1 protein-coding gene and 1 pseudogene are annotated in these 21,505 nt (G+C 74.2%); both read left to right on the forward strand.

All coding sequences use genetic code 11. The features are described from left to right. Window positions 1-77: 77 nt before the first annotated feature. Entirely contained in the window at window positions 78-10,271 is a 10,194-nt protein-coding gene (locus tag ACIRL2_RS35305) for a type I polyketide synthase (RefSeq protein WP_402237843.1), read from the forward strand. 27 nt (window positions 10,272-10,298) lie between these two features. After that, a pseudogene (locus ACIRL2_RS35310) lies at window positions 10,299-21,484 on the forward strand (type I polyketide synthase); the annotation flags it as partial. Window positions 21,485-21,505: the final 21 nt, after the last annotated feature.

Genomic DNA, 21,505 nt, shown 5'->3' on the forward strand with positions numbered 1-21,505 from the left:
GTTCAGGAAGGACCGACACCACGATGCCGGACCGCGACACGCCGCAGAGTGACAAGCTGGTCGGCTACCTCAAGCGGGTGGCCGCGGAACTGCACGACACCCAGGCGGAACTGCGCCGCGCCGAGCAGCGGGAGACGGAGCCGATCGCGATCGTCGCGATGGCCTGCCGCTACCCGGCCGGGGTGTCCTCGCCGGAGGACCTGTGGCGCCTGGTGGCCGACGGCGGCGACGCGATCGGGCCGCTCCCGGACGACCGCGGCTGGGACCTGGAAGGGCTCTACGACCCCGACCCGGACGCGCCCGGCAAGAGCTACGCCCGCGACGGCGGCTTCCTGGACCACGCGGCCGACTTCGACCCGGAGTTCTTCGGCATCAGTCCGCGTGAGGCGTTGGCGATGGACCCGCAGCAACGCGTCCTGCTCGAAGTGGGCTGGGAGCTGTTCGAACGCGCGGGCCTGGATCGCGCCGCGCTGCGCGGCAGCCGTACCGGTGTGTTCGTCGGCGCCGGCTCGTCGGGATACGGCACCGGCTTTCGGCAGGTGCCCGAGAGCGTCGGCGGCTACCTGGGCACCGGGACGATCATCAGCGTCCTGTCCGGTCGGCTCTCCTTCGTGTTCGGGCTCGAAGGCCCCGCCGTCACGGTCGACACGGCGTGCTCGTCCTCCCTGGTCGCCCTGCACCTCGCCGTCCAGGCGCTGCGCGGCGGCGAGTGCACGATGGCGCTGGCCGGTGGCGTCACGGTGATGTCCAACACCGGCATGTTCAGCGAGTTCAGCCGGCAGCGCGGGATGGCACCCGACGGCAGGTGCAAGGCGTTCGCCGCCGCCGCGGACGGCACCGGCTGGTCCGAGGGTGCCGGGCTGCTCCTGCTGCAAAAGCTCTCCGACGCGCGGCGCGACGGTCACCCGGTGCTCGCGGTGGTGCGCGGCAGCGCGGTCAACCAGGACGGCGCCAGCAGCGGCCTGACCACGCCCAACGGCCCCTCGCAGCGCCGGGTGATCCGGCGGGCCCTGGCCAACGCCCGGCTGACGGCGGACGACATCGACGCGGTCGAGGCGCACGGCACCGGCACCACGCTCGGCGACCCGATCGAGGCGCAGGCCTTGCTCGCCACCTACGGGCAGGGCCGCGACCCGCGGCGGCCGCTGTGGCTCGGCGCGGTCAAGTCCAACCTGGGCCACACCCAGGCGGCCGCGGGGGTGGCCGGGGTGATCAAAACGGTGATGGCCCTGCGGCACGGCCTGCTGCCGAGCACGCTGCACGTGGACGAGCCGTCGCCGCACGTGGATTGGTCGGCGGGCACCGTACGGTTGTTGACCGAACCGCAGCCCTGGCCCGATGCCGAGGACCGGCCGCGGCGGGCCGGGGTCTCCTCCTTCGGGATCAGCGGGACCAACGCGCATGTCGTGCTCGAACAGGCGCCGGACGAGGCCGATTTCACGCCCGCGCCGGGGTCGGTGTCCGCGCCCGGGCCGGGCGCGGCGCCCGCCCCCTGGGTGCTGTCGGCGCGCGACGACGAAGGACTGCGCGCCCAGGCGGATCTGCTGGCGTCCTTCGTCGCCGCCGCACCCGACCTCGCTCCCGACGACGTCGCCTACGCACTGGCCACCACCCGGTCGGCGCTGGAGTGCCGCGCCGCCGTGACCGCCGCGGACCTCGACGGCTTCGCCGAACGGCTACGCGCCCTGGCCGGCGGCGAGGGCGCCGGCGCCGTGCCGGGACCGGACCGGCGCCCGGTCTTCGTGTTCCCGGGCCAGGGCTCGCAATGGGCCGGCATGGCTCGGGAACTGCTGGACGCCTCACCAGAGTTCGCCGCAACGATCGCGGACTGCCAGGCCGCGCTCGCGCCGCACGTCGACTGGTCGACCACCGACGTGCTGCGCTCGCCGGACGAGGACTGGCTGGAGCGGGTCGACGTCGTGCAGCCCGTGCTGTGGGCCGTGATGGTCGCCCTCGCCCGGCTCTGGCAGGCACACGGTGTGCAACCCGCCGCCGTGCTGGGCCACTCCCAGGGGGAAATCGCCGCGGCCTGCGTCGCGGGCGGCCTGAGCCTGGCGGACGGCGCCAAGGTGGTGGCCCTGCGAAGCCGGGCCATCCTGGACCTGGCGGGCACCGGCGGCATGGCCTCGGTCTCGCTGTCGGCCGCCCGCGCGCACGGGCTGATCGGACCGCTCGACGGAGAACTGACCGTCGCCGCGGTCAACGGCCCGCACTCGGTGACGGTCGCCGGCGACCAACCCGCGATCGACGAACTCCTCGCCGTGTGCGAGGGCCAGGGCGTGTGGGCCCGCCGGATACCGGTGGACTACGCCTCGCACTCCGCGCAGGTCGAGACGATCCGCGACCGGCTGGCCAAGGAGCTCGCCGGCATCGCGCCGACCACCTCCACCGTGCCGTTCTACTCCTCCACGACCGGCGCACTGCTGGACGCCGCCGCCCTGGACGCCGGCTACTGGTACAACAACCTGCGCCGACAGGTGCGTTTCCACACCGCGGTCGACGCCCTGCTGGCCGCAGGCCACACCGCGTTCGTCGAGGTCAGCGCACATCCGGTGCTCACCGTCGCGCTGGAGGACACCATCGGCGCCGCCGACGCGGTCGCGGTCGCGCTGGACACCCTCAGGCGCGGCGCCGGCGGCCCCGCCCGCTTCGCCGAGGCTTTGGCCGCCGCGCATGTGCACGGGCTCACCGTCGACTGGCGGCACCTGTTCGCCGGCCGCGCCGGCGCGCCGCGCCGCGTCGACCTGCCGACCTACCCCTTCCGGCGGCGCCGCTTCTGGCTCCAGGCCCCCAGCGACACCGCCCGCGACGCCGCCGGACTCGGCCTGCTGGCGGCCGGACATCCACTGCTCGGCGCCACCGCGGCCCTGGCCGACGGCGGCGGCCTGCTGCTGACCGGACGGCTGTCCGCCCGCGCCCTGGCCTGGCCCGCCGACCACACCGTGGACGGCACCGTACGGCTGCCCGCCGCGGCCATGGTCGAACTGGCGATCCGCGCGGGCGACGAGGCAGGCTGCGACCGGATCGACGAGCTGTCCCTGGAGGCGCCTCTGGAACCGGGCGCCGACGCGGTACGCCTACAGGTCTCGGTCGGCGCGCCCGAGCCGGACGGCCGCCGCTCGCTCGCGGTGTTCTCCCGCCCGTCCGAGGCAACTGCCCAGGAGCCCTGGACCCGGCACGCCACCGGCCTGTTGCGTCCGGGTCGGCCCACCCCGGACGCCGGCTTGCAGACCTGGCCCCCGCCCGGCGCCGAGCCCGTCGAACTCAGCGGCCTCCACGACCGGTTGGCCTCCGCCGGGCATACTCTCGGTCCGGCCTTTCGCGGGCTGCGCGCGGTCTGGCGGCGGGACGGGGAACTCTTCGCCGACGTCGCCCTGCCCGACGAGCACGCGCAGGACGCGGGCGAGTACGGCCTGCACCCCGCCCTGCTCGACGCCGCGCTGCGACTGCGGCTGTTCGACGATGACTTGGCCGTACCCCCCGCGCCCGACACGCTCGGCGGCATCACGCTGTACGCGGCCGGGGCCGCTGCCCTGCGGGTACGGCTGCGCAGCACCCAGGGCCCAGCGGGGACCGCGCGCCACGCCCTCCTGCTGGCCGACCCCACGGGGCAGCCGGTGGCCCGCGTCGACACCGTGGCCACCCGTGGCGCCGCGTCGGCGCCGGACCCCGCCCACCGGGGCCGGCACGAAGCGCTGTACCGGGTCGAGTGGGTGTCCGTCGGCTCCGCCGCCGACGCCACTGCCTCCGACGAGGTCGGCTGGGCCGTGCTGGGCACCGACCCCCGCGGCCTGGCGGACGCACTGCGCGGCTCGGGCGCCGACGTGCGCGCGTTCGCCGACCTCGACGCGCTGGGCGCCGCCCTGGACTCCGGCGCCGCCGTGCCGGACGCGGTGGTGTACCCGGTACAACCGCCCGACGCGCCGCCGGCCGCGGCGGCGCACGCGGCCGCCGCCGACCTGCTGCCCGTACTGCGTACCTGGGCCACCGCCCCCCACTTCGAGACGTCCCGGCTGGTCGTGGTGACCGGCGGCGCGGTGGCCGCCGCGCCCGGTGAGGGCGTGCCCGACCTGTCGTCGGCCGCCGCCTGGGGCCTGGTCCGCTCCGCGCAGACCGAGTACCCCGACCAGTTCGTCCTGGCCGACCTGGCCGACCTGGCCGACCTGGCCGACCTGGCCGACCTGGCCGACCCGGCCGCCTCGGCATCCGAGACTCGGGGGCGGGCGCTGGCCGCAGTCCCCGGCTGCGGCGAACCGGCCGTCGCCATACGCGGCGGCGACCTGCTCGCCGCCCGCCTCACCGGCTACCGAGGCGACCCGGACGCGGCGACCCGGCCGTTCCGCACCGACCGCACCGTCCTGATCACCGGCGGCACCGGCACCCTGGGCCGACTGATCGCCACCCACCTGGCCGCCGAACACGGCGTACGGCACCTGCTGCTCACCAGCCGCTCCGGCCCCGATGCCGAGGGCTGCGCCGAACTGCGGTCCGAATTGACGGCGTTGGGCGCCACCGCGGACATCGCCGGCTGCGACGCCGCCGACCGGGACGCGCTGGAGCGGCTGCTCGCCGCGATCCCCGCAGCCCGACCGCTCGGCGCGGTCGTGCACGCCGCGGGCGTCCTGGACGACGGCGTGATCGAGTCGCTGACCCCCGAGCGACTCGCCGCGGTGCTGCGGCCCAAGGTCGACGGCGCGGTCAATCTGCACGAACTGACCCGCGATCGCGACCTGTCCGCGTTCGTGCTGTTCTCCTCGGCCGCGAGTGTGCTCGGCAGCGCCGGCCAGGCCAACTACGTCGCCGCCAACGCGTTCCTCAACTCCCTGGCCCAGCACCGGCGTTCATTGGGGCTACCGGGACTTTCGCTGGCCTGGGGCTTCTGGGAGCGGGCCACCGGGATGACCGGCCGGCTCGCCGAGGCAGACCTGCGGCGGATGGCCCGCTCCGGCGTCGTCCCGCTGTCCTCCGCGACCGCCCTGGACCTGTTCGACCGCGCGACCGCCGCCGACGAGCCACTCGCGGTGCCGCTCCGGCTGGACCGTACCGCCCTGCGCGCCCAAGCCGACGCCGGCGTGCTGCCCGGACTGCTGCGCGGCCTGGTTCGCGGACCCGTGCGCCGGGCCGCCTCGGCCGCGAGCGGCGGCCGCGTCGCCGACCGCTTCGTCCGCGACCTGCTCGCCCTCGACGCGCCCGAGCAGGAACGGACGCTGACCACACTGGTCCGGGCCCAGGTCGCGGCGGTGCTCGGCCACGACAACGCCGAAGCCGTCGACGTCGACAGCGCCTTCAAGAGCCTCGGCTTCGACTCGCTGATCGCGGTCGACCTGCGCAACCGGCTGGCCGCGCTCACCGGGCGGCGGTTGCCGGCCACCCTGGTCTTCGACTACCCGACCGCCACCGCGCTCGCCGGATACCTGCGCACCGAACTCCTGGGCACCCGAGCCGAGACCGCAACGCCCACGGGCGCACCGCACGCCGGGACGACGGCCGGCACCGACCGGGAACCGATCGCCATCGTCGCGATGGCCTGCCGCTTCCCCGGCGGCGTGATGTCGCCCGAGGACCTGTGGCAGCTGCTGGCCGACGGGCGCGACGGACTGACCGACTTCCCCACCGACCGCGGCTGGCACGTGGACGGGCTCTACCACCCCGACCCCGACCACCCCGGTACCAGCTACGTACGCGAGGGCGGCTTCGTAGAGCACGCGGCCGACTTCGACGCGGGCTTCTTCGGCATCTCGCCGCGCGAGGCACTGGCGATGGACCCGCAGCAGCGCCTGCTGCTGGAGGTCTCCTGGGAGGTGTTCGAGCGGGCCGGCATCGACCCGGCGCTCCTGCGCGGTTCCGCCACCGGCGTGTTCGTCGGCGCCGCCAACATCGGCTACCTGGCCGGGATGCGGGTGCCCGATGAACTGGGCGGCTACCTCGGCACCGGGAACGCCGCGAGTGTCGCGTCCGGCCGGCTCGCCTACACCTTCGGCCTGGAGGGCCCCGCCGTCACGGTCGACACGGCCTGCTCCTCATCCCTGGTCTCGCTGCACCTCGCGATCCAGGCGCTGCGGGTCGGCGAGTGCTCCATGGCGCTGGCCGGCGGCGTCACGGTGATGGCCAACCCCGGCCTTTTCGTGGACTTCAGCCGACAGCGGGTGCTCTCCGCCGACGGCCGCTGCAAGCCCTTCGCGGCCGCCGCCGACGGCACCGGCTGGTCGGAGGGGATCGGCATGCTGCTGCTCGAACGGCTCTCCGACGCGCGGCGCAACGGTCACCGCGTGCTGGCGACGGTGCTCGGCTCGGCCGTCAACCAGGACGGCGCCAGCAACGGACTGACCGCGCCCAACGGGCCCTCGCAGCAACGGGTGATCCGACAGGCGCTCGCGAACGCGCGGTTGAGCGGGCCGGACGTGGACGCCGTCGAGGCACACGGCACCGGCACCGCGCTCGGCGACCCGATCGAGGCGCAGGCGCTGCTGGCCACGTACGGCCGGGAACGACCCGCGGACCAGCCGCTGTGGTTGGGCGCGCTCAAGTCCAACATCGGGCACACCACCGCCGCCGCGGGTGTCGCGGGGGTGATCAAGATGGTGATGGCGATGCGGCACGGCACGCTGCCCAGGACGTTGCACGTGGACGCGCCGACGCCGCATGTGGACTGGACGGCGGGCGCGGTCGAGTTGCTGACCGAGGCGCGTCCCTGGCCGGAGACCGGCCGGCCGCGCCGCGCCGCGGTGTCGGCGTTCGGGATCAGCGGAACCAACGCGCACACCGTGCTCGAATACCGCGCACCCGAGCCGGCCGACGCCCCGCGCGCCCAGCCGCAGGCCGAGCCGGGCGTGCTGCCGTACCTGCTCTCCGCCAAGACCCCGCAGGCATTGGCGGCCCAGGCCGAGCGGCTGCGGGGGTACGTTGAGGCAACCGACGTCGCCCCCGCCGACCTCGCCGCCGCGCTCGCCGGCACCCGCACCGCACTGGACCACCGAGCCGTGGTCACCGCCGCGGACCGGGACGAACTGCTTGCCGGGCTCACGTCCCTCGCGGCGGACGGCCGGGGCGCCGGAGTGACCGCCGGCGTCGCGCGGGCGGACCGCCGATCGGTGTTCCTCTTCGGCGGGCAGGGGAGTCAGCGGGTCGGGATGGGGCGTGAGCTGCACGATCGCTTCCCGGTGTTCGCGGAGGCGTTCGATGCCGCTGTTGTCGAGTTGGATCGTCGGTTGGTGGGGCATGTCGCGTATTCGGTGCGGGATGTGGTGTTCGGTGCGGAGGGTGCCGAGGGTTTGTTGGACGAGACGGTGTTCACGCAGGCGGCGTTGTTCGCCGTGGAGGTGGCGCTGTTCCGGTTGGTGGAATCCCTGGGAGTACGCCCTGACTTCCTGCTCGGGCATTCGATCGGTGAACTCGTCGCCGCGCATGTGGCGGGCGTGTGGTCGCTCGCGGACGCGGCGGCGGTCGTTGCGGCGCGGGGCCGGTTGATGCAGGCGCTTCCGGCGGGTGGTGCGATGGTCGCGGTGCAGGCCGGCGAGGCCGAGGTGACGACGGCGCTGGAAGGTACCGAGGCGGTGGGCGTCGCAGCCGTCAACGGGCCGACCTCGGTGGTGATTTCGGGCGACGAGGACGCCGTTCTGGCGGTCGCCGCGCAGTTCGCGGAGCAGGGCCGCAGGACCAGGCGGCTGCGGGTGGGGCACGCCTTCCACTCGGCGCGCATGGAGCCGATGCTCGCGGAGTTCCGCAGGGTTCTCGAAGGCGTTTCGTACGCGGCCCCGCGGATCCCGGTGGTCGCCAACCTCACCGGCCGAATCGCCGAGGCCGAGGAACTGACCGACCCCGGCTACTGGGTGCGCCAGGTCCGTGAACCGGTCCGTTTCGCCGACTGCGTCGCCGCCGCCGGCGCCCAGGGCGGGTCCGTACTGCTGGAGGTCGGGCCCGACGGGGTGCTGACCGCGATGGCCCGCGAATGCCTCGGCCCGGCCGCCGACACGCTCGCCGTTGCGCTGGTTCGCCGAAATCGGCCGGAACGGGCGACGTTCGCCGCCGCGTTGGGCGCGCTGCATGTGCACGGGATAGCCGTGGACTGGCCCGTCTTCCTCGTGGGCCGGGGCGACCGGGTCGACCTGCCGACCTACCCGTTCCAGCGGCAACGCTACTGGCTGGACCCGCAGCCCGACCCACGAACCGCCGCCGGCGGCAATTCGGACGACCCGAACACCTGGCGCTACCACGCTGAGTGGACGCCCTGGGCCGGCCGGGCGGAGGCGGGCAGCTCCGCGGCCGCGGCATCGGGCGCCGAACTGTCCGGCACCTGGGTGGTGGTGAGCCATCCGGCGAGCCGGCACGCCGACGCGTGCGGGCGCGGGCTCGAACAGCGCGGCGCGCACGTGATGGCACTCCACGTCGACCCGGCGACGTGCGATCGCAGCGTTCTCGCCGACCGCCTGCGCGAACTCGGCCCCCTCGACGGCGTGGTCTCGCTCCTGTCCGACCTGCCGGGGGAGCGCGCCGACCTGCCCGGGCTCACCCACGGCCTGGCGGTCACCCTCGCACTCGTTCAGGCACTCGCCGACACGAACCCGGAGGGCAGGCTGTGGTGCCTGACCTTCGGCGCGGTGTCCACGGCGGCGTCCGAACCGGTCACGCATGCCGAGCAGGCGCAGATCTGGGGGCTCGGCCGGGGTGCCGCGCTCGAACTGCCCGGCGTCTGGGGCGGCCTCGTGGACATCACCGATGCCTTCGCGGCCGGCTCGATACCGGACGGGTCCGAAGCCCGGGCCCTCGATGATGTCGCCGACCTGTGGACGAGCCTCGCGGACGTGATCGCGCACGGCGCCGAGGACCAGGTGGCGATCCGGCCTGCCGGCGTCCGGGTACGGCGCCTGGCCCGCGCGTCGGTACCCGCCGAGACCGGCGACCCTTCCTGGCAGCCCGAAGGCACGGTACTGATCACCGGCGGCACCGGCGGTCTGGGCGCGCACGTGGCGCGCTGGGCGGCCGGCGCGGGGGCGGAGCGTCTGGTCCTGGCCGGCCGCCGCGGCGCGGCGACCCCGGGGGCCGAGGCCCTCACGGCCGAACTGACCGGCCTCGGCGTCGACGTCCTGATCGAGGCCTGCGACGTGGCCGACCGAACCGCGGTACAGCGCCTGATCGAACGCATCGACGCCGCCGGGCCGCCGCTGCGGGCGGTGGTGCACGCCGCCGGGGTGACCCAGGCGGCTCTGATCACGGACACCGATCCGGTCGAGGCCGCGCGAATCACCGCGGGCAAGGCCGCGGGCGCGGCCTTCCTGGACGCCGTGCTCGGCGACCGGCCGCTGGCGGCGTTCGTGCTGTTCTCCTCGATAGCCGGCGTCTGGGGCAGCGGCGCCCAGGGCGTCTACGGAGCAGCCAACGCGCACCTCGACGCGCTGGCCCGGGACCGCCGGGCCCGCGGCCTGACCGCCACGTCGATCGCCTGGGGACCGTGGGCCGGGGACGGCATGGCCGAACAGGACGACGGGGACCAGCTGGCCCGGCGCGGCCTGCGGGCGATGCATCCGCGGGCCGCCGTGGACGCGATGGCCCGCGCGGTGGGCCTGGGCGACACGGACGTGGTCGTCGCCGACGTGGACTGGAGCACCTTCGCTCCCCGCTTCACCTCGATGCGCCCGAGCCCCCTGCTCGACGGCCTGCCCGAGGTCGCCGCCGTCCTCGCCGCGCGGGCCGCTCCGGGCGCCGGCGCCCGCCCGGCGGACCCCGACCTGGCCGGCCGACTGGCGACCGCCGGAGCCGCGGAACGCGAGACGATCCTGCTGGAATTGGTGCGCGGCGAGGTGGCGGCCGTACTCGGCCATGCCTCGGCCGGTCAGGTACAGGCCGACCAGGCCTTCCGCGACCTGGGGTTCGACTCGCTGACCGCCGTGGACCTGCGGGACCGGCTCAGCCGCGCGGCCGGTGTCGAACTGCCGAGCACGCTGGTGTTCGACTACCCGACCCCCATCGAACTGGCCGCTCGACTGCGAACCGAACTGACCGGCGGCGACGCATCCGTCCTGGCCCCGGTGCTCGCCGAACTCGACGGCCTGGAAAACGCGTTCGGTCGCGTGGCGGAGGAGGACCCGCAGCTTCGCGCCCGGGTCGCGCTGCGCATGCGGCGCTTTTTGGATCGACTCGGCTCCCTCGACCGCGAGGACACCGCGACCGCGAACGGGGCGGGCGTCGAGACCGCCTCCGACGACGAACTGTTCGCCCTGCTCGACCACCATCTCGAAGCCCCCGGGCAGGCCCCGAAAGGTGACCACTCATGAGCGGCAGCGAAGACAGGCTGCGGGACTATCTCAAGCGCGCGACGGTCGACCTGCAGCGGGCCCGAGCTCGCATCGCGGAACTGGAGCGCCCCGAGCCGATCGCCGTGATCGGCATGTCCTGCCGTTACCCCGGCGGCATTCGTTCGCCCGAGGACCTGTGGCGGGTGGTCGCCGACGAGGTGGACGCGGTGAGCGGCTTCCCCCTCGACCGGGGCTGGCAGGTCGACGACCTCTACCACCCCGACCCCGACCACCTCGGCACCAGTTATGCGCACGAGGGCGGATTCCTGGACGGCGCGGGTGAGTTCGACCCGGCGTTCTTCGGGATCTCGCCGCGCGAGGCGCTGGCGATGGACCCGCAACAGCGGCTGCTCCTGGAGACTTCCTGGGAGGCGTTCGAACGCGCCGGGGTCGACCGGCGCACCCTGAAGGGCAGCCCGACCGGAGTGTTCGTCGGCGGCACCCCCACCGGCTACGGCGCCGGTGTGCAGCGGATGCCCGAGGGGGTCGAGGGATACGCCCTCACCGGCAGCGTCGGCAGCGTGCTGTCGGGCCGCGTCTCCTACGCGCTGGGCCTGGAAGGCCCCGCGGTGACCGTGGACACCGCGTGCTCGTCCTCGCTGGTGGCGCTGCACCTGGCCGTCCAGGCGCTGCGCGGCGGCGAATGCACGATGGCACTGGCCGGCGGGGTGACCGTGATGGCCACTCCGGCCGCGTTCATCGAGTTCAGCCGGCAGCGCGGTCTGTCCGCCGACGGTCGGTGCAAGCCGTTCGCAGCCGCGGCCGACGGCACCGGCTGGGCCGAGGGCGTCGGCATGCTCCTGGTCGAACGGCTCTCCGACGCGCGCCGCAAGGGCCACCCCGTACTCGCCGTCGTGCGGGGCACGGCGGTCAACCAGGATGGCGCGAGCAACGGCCTCACCGCGCCCAACGGCCCCTCACAGCAACGGGTGATCGAACAGGCGCTGGCCAACGCGGGCCTGGCACCGGCGGACATCGACGCGGTGGAGGCGCACGGCACCGGCACCCGGCTGGGCGACCCCATCGAGGCCCAGGCGCTGATCGCCACCTACGGGCCCGGCCGCTCGCCGGATCGGCCGCTGCGGCTGGGCGCGCTGAAGTCCAACCTCGGGCACACCCAGGCCGCGGCCGGCGTGGCCGGCGTGATCAAAATGGTCATGGCGATGCGCCACGGCACGCTGCCCAAGACCCTGCACGTGGACGCGCCGACACCGGGCGTGGACTGGTCGTCCGGCGCGGTGGAACTGCTGACCGACAGCCTCGCCTGGCCGCCCGCGGCGGGCGAACCGCGCCGGGCCGGGGTTTCCGCGTTCGGGGCCAGCGGCACGAACGCGCACGTGATCCTCGAGGAGGCGGCCGCCGCCCCGGCGCAACCGGCGGACCAAGACGGTGCGGCGTCCCGCGCCTGGTCGGGCCCGCTGCCCTTCGTCGTGTCCGCCCGCGGCGAAGCCGGCCTGCGCGCCCACGCCGCACAACTGGCCCGCCACGCGCGGGTCGAGACCGCGACCCCGCTCGCGGACATCGCGCTCACCCTCGCCGTGCACCGCTCCGCGCTCGACGACCGCGCGGTGGTACTGGCCGCGGAGCGCGCGGAGTTGGTCACGGGCTTGGAGTCGCTGGTCGCGGGGGAGCCGGTGGCGGGCGTGGTGCAGGGCGTGGCGCGCCCGGTGACGCGCCCGGTGCTGGTCTTCCCCGGTCAGGGATCGCAATGGCTGGGGATGGCGGCCGACCTGCTGGACTCCGCACCGGTCTTCGCCGAGCAAATCGCCGCGTGCGAGGACGCGTTGGCGCCGTTCGTCGACTGGTCCGTGACGTCGATGCTGCGGTCGGAGTCCGAGGAGTGGTTGGACCGCGTCGATGTCGTACAACCCGTCCTGTGGGCGGTGATGGTGTCCCTGGCGGAGCTGTGGCGCTCCTTCGGTGTACGGCCCGCCGCGGTGGTGGGCCACTCCCAGGGCGAGATCGCCGCCGCCTGTGTCGCGGGCGCGCTGACGGCGGCGGACGGCGCGAAGGTGGTGGCGCTGCGGAGCAAGGCCATCCTGGATCTGCCCGGCGACGGGGGCATGGCCTCGGTCGCCGCTCCGGTGGAGCGGGTGCGCGAACTGATCGCGGGATACGACGGCCGGATATCGGTCGCCGCGGTGAACGGCCCGGCGTCGGTGACGGTGTCGGGAGAGTCGGCCGCCCTGGACGAACTGCTCGCGAGTTGCGCACGGTCGGACGTATGGGCGCGGCGGGTCCCGGTGGACTACGCCTCGCACTCGGTCCAGGTCGAGTCGATCCGCGCGCGGCTGCTGACCGAGCTGGCCGACATCCGACCGGTCGCGGCCGCGGTGCCGTTCTACTCCGCGGTGACCGCCGACCTGCTGGAGACCACCGCCCTGGACGCGCAGTACTGGTACACCAACCTTCGCCGAACCGTCCGCTTCGAGGAGACGATCCGGCTGCTGCTCCGGCGGGGTCACGACGCCTTCATCGAGGCCAGCGCCCACCCCGTACTGACCACGGCCTTGCTGGGCACGATCGAGTCCGCCGAGGGCGCGGCGCTCTCGCTCGCCACCCTGCACCGTGACCGGGACAGCACGGCGGGCTTTTGCGCCGCACTCGCCCAGGCGTACGCGAACGGCGTCGACGTGGACTGGCGTCCGCTGCTCGCCCACCGGGGCGCGGTCCGTACCGACCTGCCCACCTACGCCTTCCAACGCGAACGGTTCTGGCTGGCGGACGCGCCCGCCGAGGAAGCCGCGCCCGCCGCCGGGTCCGCGCAGCCGGGTGAGGCGCGCTTTTGGGAAGCGGTCGAAGGCCGGGACATCGACGCCCTTACCGCGATGCTCGGGACGACCGGCGCATCCGGACGCGCCGCGCTGGAGACGTCGATCGACGCGCTGGCGGGGTGGCGCGACGGGCGCCGCCTGGACGCCACCGTCGACGAGTGGCGCTATCGCGTGGTCTGGCGACCGCTGACCGGCGCCCCCACCCCGAGCCTGACCGGCACCTGGCTCGTGGTGTCCGCCGAGGACGCGCACGACCCGGACTTCGAGGCGCAGTGCGTCCAGGCGCTGACCACGCACGGCGCGCGGGTGGCGCGGTTGCCGGTCACCGCGGCCGATGTCGAGCGCGGGCCGCTGGCCGAGCAGATCGCCCGGGTGCGGGCGGGGCTGCCGGACGCCGACTTCACCGGCGTGATCTCCCTGTTGGGCCTGGAGGAACAGGCCCGAGAAGATCATCCCGCGCTCTCGCGGGGGATGGCCGCCACGATCGCGCTCGCCCAGGCCCTCACCGACACCGAATCGGGTGGCCCGCTGTGGTGCCTGACCCGGGGCGCGGTCTCCGTCGCGAGTCGGGACGCGCTGACCCACCCGGCCCAGGGTCGGGTCTGGGGCATCGGCCGAGTCGTCGGCCTGGAGTTCCCCCGGCTGTGGGGCGGCCTGATCGACCTGCCCGCCCGGCCCGACGCGCGGGCCTGGGCCCGCGCCGTCGGCATGCTGCCCGGCACCTCGGGCGAGGACCAGCTCGCCATCCGCGACTCCGGCGTCCTGGTCCGGCGGCTGATCCGCGCCTCGGCGGCCGACCGGGCACCGATCCGCGACCCGCGACCCACCGGGACCGTGCTGGTGACCGGCGGCACCGGCGGTCTGGGTGCGCAGGTCGCGCAGTGGGCCGCCGAGAAGGGCGCCGAGCGGCTCGTGCTGACCAGCAGGGCCGGACCGGCGGCGCCCGGCGCCCACGAACTCGCCGAGCGGCTACGCGCGTTGGGCCCACAGGTCACCGTCGCGGCCTGCGACATGGCCGATGAGGACGCGGTGGTCCGGCTGGTCGCCGAGATCGACGCCGACGGCCCGCCGCTGCGGGTCGTCGTGCACGCGGCCGGCCTGGGCCAGGCCAGTGCGCTGGCCGACACCGACCTGACCGAGAGCGCCCGGCTCGCCGCGGGCAAGGTGGCCGGCGCGGCAGTGCTCGACCGCGTCCTGGGCGACCGTCCGCTCGACGCGTTCGTGCTGTTCTCCTCGATCTCCGGCCTGTGGGGCAGCGGCATGCAGGGCGTGTACGCGTCCTCCAACGCCTACCTGGACGCGCTCGCCGAGCACCGCCGCGCCCGGGGTGCGACCGCCACCTCCATGGTCTGGGGCCCGTGGGCCGGCGCGGGCATGGCCGACGACGAGCGAGCCCACGAGATCCTGGCCAGCCGCGGCGTCCGGATGATCGACCCGCGCACGGCCCTCGCCGCGATGGACCGCGCGCTGGAGCTGGACGACACCGTCGTCGTGGCCGCCGACATCGACTGGGAACGGTTCATCACCGGCTTCACCGCCCTGCGCCCCAGCCCGCTGTTCAGCGAACTCCCGGACGCACAGCGCGTGTTGAGCGCAGCCCTGGTACCGGACACCGCCGCCGCGGCGACCAGCGGGTTGGCCCGCCGACTCGCCGAGGTCACCGCCGCCGAACGCGACGCGATCGTCCTGGAGACCGTACGCGCCCAGGTCGCCAAGGTGCTCGGCCACACCGCCCCCGCGGCCGTGCCCGCCGACCGGGCCTTTCGCGAACTCGGCTTCGACTCGCTCACCGCCGTGGATCTGCGCAACCGGCTCAACGCCGAGACCGGCCTGGCGCTGCCGACCACCCTGGTCTTCGACTACCCCACCTCGCAGGTGCTCGCCAAACACATCCTGGCCGCGCTCAGCGGCGAGGAGGACCACGCGGCCCTGGCCGTACCGCAGGCGGCCGGCCGTGACGACGAGCCGATCGCGATCGTCGCGATGGCATGCCGCTTCCCCGGCGGCGTGACCAACCCGGAGGAGTTCTGGGACCTGGTCGCGGCCGGCACCGACGCCATCGGCGGCTTCCCCGCCGACCGCGGCTGGGACGTCGAAGGGCTCTACCACCCCGACCCGGATCGGCCCGGCACCTTCTACACCAACGAAGCCGGATTCCTGGACGCCGCAGGGGACTTCGACGCCGACTTCTTCGGCATCAGCCCGCGCGAGGCACTCGCCATGGACCCGCAGCAACGCCTCCTCCTGGAGACCACCTGGGAGTTGTTCGAGCGGGCGGGCATCGCCCCCGACTCGTTGCACGGCAGCCCCACCGGCGTCTTCGTCGGCGGCACCCCCACCGGCTATGGCACCGACGTGGCGCGGATGCCCGAAGGCGTCGAGGGCTACGTGCTCACCGGCAACGCGGGCAGCGTGATCTCCGGACGACTGTCCTACCTGTTCGGCCTCGAAGGCCCGGCACTGACCGTGGACACCGGCTGCTCCTCCTCGCTGGTGGCCCTGCACCTGGCCGTGCAGTCGCTGCGGCGCGGCGAATGCTCGCTGGCCCTGGCCGGCGGCGTGTCGGTGACCTCGACCCCGGGCGGCTTCGTGGAGTTCAGCCGCCAGCGGGCACTGGCGGGGGACGGACGCTGCAAGCCGTTCGCCGCCTCGGCGGACGGCATGGGCTGGTCCGAGGGCGTCGGCATCCTGCTGGTGGAACGACTCGACGAGGCCCGCCGCAACGGCCACCCCGTGCTCGCCGTCATCCGCGGCAGCGCGATCAACCAGGACGGCGCCAGCAACGGCCTGACCGCGCCCAACGGCCCCGCCCAGCAGCGGGTGATCCGGGCCGCCCTCGCCGACGCGGGCCTCGCCGCCGACCAGATCGACGCGGTCGAGGCGCACGGCACCGGCACCACCCTCGGCGACCCGATCGAGGCCCAGGCACTGATCGCCACCTACGGCAGGGGTCGCGACCCCGAACGGCCGCTGTGGATCGGCTCGGTGAAGTCCAACATCGGCCACACCACGTCGGCAGCCGCCGCGGCCGGGATCATCAAGATGGTGATGGCGATGCGCCACGGCGTGCTGCCCAAGACGCTGCACGCGGACGAGCCGACCCCGCACGTGGACTGGTCCGCGGGCACCGTCGAACTGCTGACCGAGGCCCGGAGTTGGACGGGCGGCGCACAACCGCGCCGCGCCGGGATCTCGTCCTTCGGGATCAGCGGAACCAACGCGCACGTGATCCTGGAGCAGGCCCCCGAGGCGACCGCCGCGGACGCTGCGGCGCCGGCGCCCGAGCAGGACGCGCCGGCGCTGCCCGACGTCACCGTGCTGCCCTTTCTCGTCTCCGCGAAAAGCCCCGAGGGACTGCGTGCGCAGGCCGCGCGACTGGCCGACCACCTGGAGAACGACGCCGGCCACGGCGTCTCCCCGGTCGACCTGGCCCACTCGCTGCACTCCACTCGCTCGGCCCTGCACCACCGCGCCGTCGTGCGGGCCGCCGACCGCGCCGAACTGCTGCACGGGCTGGCCGGCCTGGCCGCCGGCACCCCGGCCGCCCAGGTCGTCCAAGGTCAGGCCCGGCACGGCGAACGCGTCGTCCTGGTCTTCCCCGGCCAGGGCTCGCAGTGGGTCCGGATGGCGGTCGGACTGCTCGACAGCGCGCCGGTGTTCGCGGCGCAAATCGCCGCCTGCCAACAGGCACTCGACCCGTACGTGGACTGGTCCCTCGAAGAGGTGCTGCGCGCAGACGCGGACGCCTCGCAGAGCTGGTTCGCCCGGGTCGACGTCCTCCAACCGGTGCTGTGGGCCGTGATGATCGCGCTGGCCGAGCTGTGGCGTGCCTGCGGCGTCGAACCCGCCGCCGTGGTCGGGCACTCACAGGGCGAGATCGCCGCCGCCTACGTCGCGGGCGCGCTCAGCCTGGCGGACTCCGCCAAGGTCGTCGTCCTGCGCAGCCAGGCGATCACCGCGCTGTCCGGGCGCGGCGGCATGCTCTCCGTCGGCGAACCGGCCGAACGAGTCGCCGCCCGCCTGGAACACTGGACCGGACGGTTGTCGGTCGCCGCGATCAACGGGCCCGGCTCCACCGTCGTCTCCGGCGATACCGCCGCGCTGGACGAACTGACCGCCGACTGCGCGGCCGAAGGCGTACGGCACTGGCGCATCCCCGTCGACTACGCCTCGCACAGCGCCCACGTGGAGGAGATCCGCAACCGGCTCGCCGACGTCCTCGGCGGCATCGAGCCGGGCCCGGCCCGCATCCCCTTCCACTCGACGGTCACCGCGGGCCGGCAGGACACCACCGACCTCGACGCCGACTACTGGTACCGCAACCTGCGGCAGACCGTGCGATTCGAGGAGACCGTGCGCGCCCTCGTCGAAGCCGGACACACCGCCTTCGTCGAGGTCAGCCCGCACCCCGTGCTGGTCGCCGGCATCGAGGAGGTGCTGGACGAGACGGGCGGGCACGCCGTGGCACTGGGCACCCTGCGCCGCGACGAACAGGACGTCGACCGCTTCCTCGGCTCGCTCGCCGAAGCGCACGTACACGGCCTGCCGGTCGACTGGACCGCGGTCCTCGGCGCCGACTTCGGCGTGCGCGTCCCACTGCCGACCTACGCGTTCCAGCACCGGCGCTACTGGCTGGAGTCCGGTACCGGCCGAGCCGGTGCCGGCGACGCCACCGAACTGGGGCTCGCCCCCGTCGACCACCCGCTGCTGCTCGCCGGCACCACCCTGTCCGAACTCGGCCACCTGATCCTGACCGGCCTGATCTCGCTGCGCACGCATCCCTGGCTCAACGACCATGCCGTCGCCGGCACCGTGCTGCTGCCCGGCACCGCCTTCGTGGACCTGGCGGTCCGCGCCGCCGACGAGGCGGGCTGCGGTCGACTCGACGAGCTGACGCTCGAAGCCCCGCTGATCCTGCCGCCGACCGGCGGAGTACGGATCCAGATCGTGGTCGGCCCGCCCGACGAGACCGACCGGCGCACCCTCACCATCCATTCCCGCCCTGCCGCCGACCGGGCCGAGGACGGCGGCGGCTGGGTGCGCCACGCCGGGGCCGTCCTGGCCCCCACCACCCCGGCCGCCGGCTTCGACCTGACCGCATGGCCCCCCGCCGACGCCGTCCCGCTGGACACCGCCGACTTCTACGAGCAGGCCCGCGCCTCCGGGTACGCGTACGGGCCCGCCTTCCAGGGCCTGGAACAGGTCTGGCGGGTCGGTACCGAGGTGTACGCGGAGGTCGCGCTCGGCGAACGCGAGCGCGACGAGGCCGGACGGTACGGCCTGCACCCGGCGCTACTGGACGCCGCGCTCCAGGCGTACGGCTTGGCCGGCTCCGGCGGCCGAGATGCCAGAATCCTGTTGCCGTTCGCCTGGAACGGCGTCTCGCTGCACGCCTCGGGCGCCCAACGGCTGCGCGTACGGCTGATCCCCGAAGGCACCGACACGGTCACCGTGCTGGTCGCCGACCGCGAAGGTGCCCCCGTCCTGCGCGCCGACTCCCTCGTGTTGCGCCCCGTGGCCGTCGACCAGATCATCGGCGGCCGGGACGCCACCCGCGACGCGTTGTTCACCGTCGAATGGAAGCCGGTGACCGCGCCGGCCGGCGGCGGATCCGAGGACACCTGGGTGGTGCTGGGCGCGTCCGACACCCCGGGCACCCGGGACCTGCTCGCCGATCTGGCCGGTGCCGGGATCGCCCCAGCCGTGTACACGGACCCGGCGGCACTGGGCGCCGCCATCGAAGCGGGCGCCCCGGTACCGGACTTCGCCTTGCTCTCGCCCACGGACGCGGCATTGGAGTCCGGGAGCCTGGCCGCGCGGGTGCACACGTCCACGGCACGGGTCCTGGCGGATCTCCAGGCGTGGGTCGCCGACCGGCGCCTGGCCGACGCCCGGCTCGTGGTGCGCACCCGCGGCGCACTGGCCACGGAGTCCGGCGAAGCCGTCGCCGACCTCGGCCGGGCCGCGATCGTCGGTCTCGTCCGCTCCTTGCAGAGCGAACACCCCGACCGCTGCGTCCTGATCGACACGGATACCGCCGCCGACTCCCGTCCGCTGCTGCCCGCCGCGGTCCGCGCTTCGCTTGCCCTCGGCGAGCCGCAACTCGCGCTACGCGGCGGCCGATTGCTCGCACCCCGCCTCGGACGGATCGGCGGGTCCGCCGCGTTGGTGCCACCTCCCGGCGCGTGGCGGTTGGACACCATCAGGGCCGGGACGCTGGAGAATCTCGCGCTGGTCCCGGTGCCGGCCGCCCCGGAGGGCGAGGAACTGGGCGAGGGACAGATCCGGATCGGGGTCCGGGCCGCCGGTCTCAATTTCCGGGACGTGCTGATCGCGCTGGGCATGTATCCGGGTGCCGCGATGATGGGTGGCGAGGGCGCGGGTGTGGTCAGCGAAGTCGGGCCCGGAGTATCGGGATTCGCAGTCGGTGATCGTGTCCTGGGCATGTTCGGGGGCGGCTTCGGCCCGGACGCGGTCGCCGACCACCGGATGGTGGTTCCGGTGCCGGGTGACTGGTCGTTCGAGCGGGCGGCGTCGGTGCCGGTGGTGTTTTTGACGGCGTATTACGGCTTGGTGGAGTTGGGTGGTCTGCGGTCGGGTGAGTCGGTGTTGGTTCATGCCGGTGCGGGTGGGGTGGGGATGGCGGCGGTGCAGATCGCGCGTCATCTGGGTGCCGAGGTGTTCGCGACGGCGAGTGAGGGCAAGTGGGACACTCTGCGGTCGTTGGGTCTGGATGACGCCCATATCGCTTCGTCCCGGACGTTGGGGTTCGAGGAGCGGATTCGTTCGGCGACCGGTGGGCGTGGTGTGGATGTGGTGTTGAACTCTCTCGCGGGTGAGTTCGTGGACGCCTCGTTGCGGTTGGTGGCCGTTGGTGGTCGGTTCGTGGAGATGGGCAAGGCCGATGTGCGGGATGCGGGGGTGGTGCGGTCCGCGTATCCGGGGGTGGTGTCGTATGACGCGTTCGACTTGGTGGAGGCGGCGGGCGCGGATGGGATCGCGGGGTTGTTCGCGGTGTTGATGCCGTTGTTCGGGTCGGGTGTGTTGGTGCCGATCACGGTGCGGTCGTTCGATGTGCGGCGGGCGCCGGAGGCGTTTCGGTTGATGTCGCAGGCGAGGCATGTGGGGAAGGTCGTGTTGCGGATGCCGGTGCCGCTCGATCCGGGCGGGAGCGTTCTGGTCACGGGTGGCACGGGCACGTTGGGTGCTCTGGTGGCCCGTCGTCTGGTTGCGGAACACGGTGTGCGGAGTCTGGTGTTGCTCAGTCGTAGCGGTCCGAACGCCGCGGGCGCGGGGGAGTTGGTGGCCGAGCTCGGCGGTCTGGGTGCCCGGGTCGTTGTCGAGGCGTGTGACGCGGCCGATCGGGAGGCCCTTGCCGGGGCCTTGGCGCGGATACCTGTCACAGCCCCGCTCACCGCGGTCGTCCATGCCACGGGTGTGCTCGACGACGGCCTGATCGAGTCGATGACCCCGGAGCGTCTGGAGCGGGTCCTGCGATCCAAGGTCGACGGCGCGGTCAACCTCCACGAACTCACCGCCGACCACGACCTCTCCGCCTTCGTCCTCTTCTCCTCTCTTGCCGGCCTGCTCGGCAGTGCGGGACAGGCCAACTACGCCGCCGCCAACACCTTCCTGGACGCCCTCGCCCAGGACCGGCACGCGCGCGGCCTGACTGCCACCTCGCTGGCCTGGGGCCTGTGGGCCGAAGCCAGCGGGCTGACCGGCGCACTCGCCGACGCGGACCTGGCCCGGATGGCGCGTGGCGGGATCGTGCCGATGGCGTCCGACCTGGGACTCGCGCTCTTCGACACGGCCCGGGGCACCGACGAACCGCTGTTGGTGCCCGTGCGCATCGACCCCGGCGCGCTACCGGCCGGCCTGGTGGCCCCGATTCTGCGCGGCCTGGCCCGGGGGCCGGCCCGGCGCGCCGCGTCCGCCGATACGGCGGCCTCGGGCCCTTCGCTCGACCAGCGGCTGTCCGGTCTGTCCGCGGCCGACGGGGAGGAGCTTCTGCTCGACCTGGTTCGCGCCAACGTCGCAGCGGTTCTGGGTCACGGCTCGGCCGGCGCGGTGGATCCGGACCGGGCCTTCCGGGACCTCGGCTTCGACTCGCTCACCGCCGTCGAACTGCGCAACCGCCTCACCGCGGACACCGGCCGGCGACTGCCCGCCACCCTGATCTTCGATCACCCCACCCCGGTCGAGCTGGCTCGTCGGCTGCTCGACGACCTCGCTCCGGCACCGGTCGGCGCACCGGACGCCGCCGCGGAGGACGGCCCTTCCCGGGACGCCGCCGCGCCGGGATCGGCCGGAAACGGCACCGACGACGGGTTCGACGAGGAGGCCGTCGCGTCGATCGCCCTGATGGACGCCGACGAACTCATCCGCCTGGCGCTCGACGACTCCGGCGAGTCCTGACCCGCGCACGAGGATCGGCCC

Source organism: Embleya sp. NPDC127516, from assembly GCF_044765325.1.
In the GTDB taxonomy this organism is placed as follows: domain Bacteria; phylum Actinomycetota; class Actinomycetes; order Streptomycetales; family Streptomycetaceae; genus Embleya.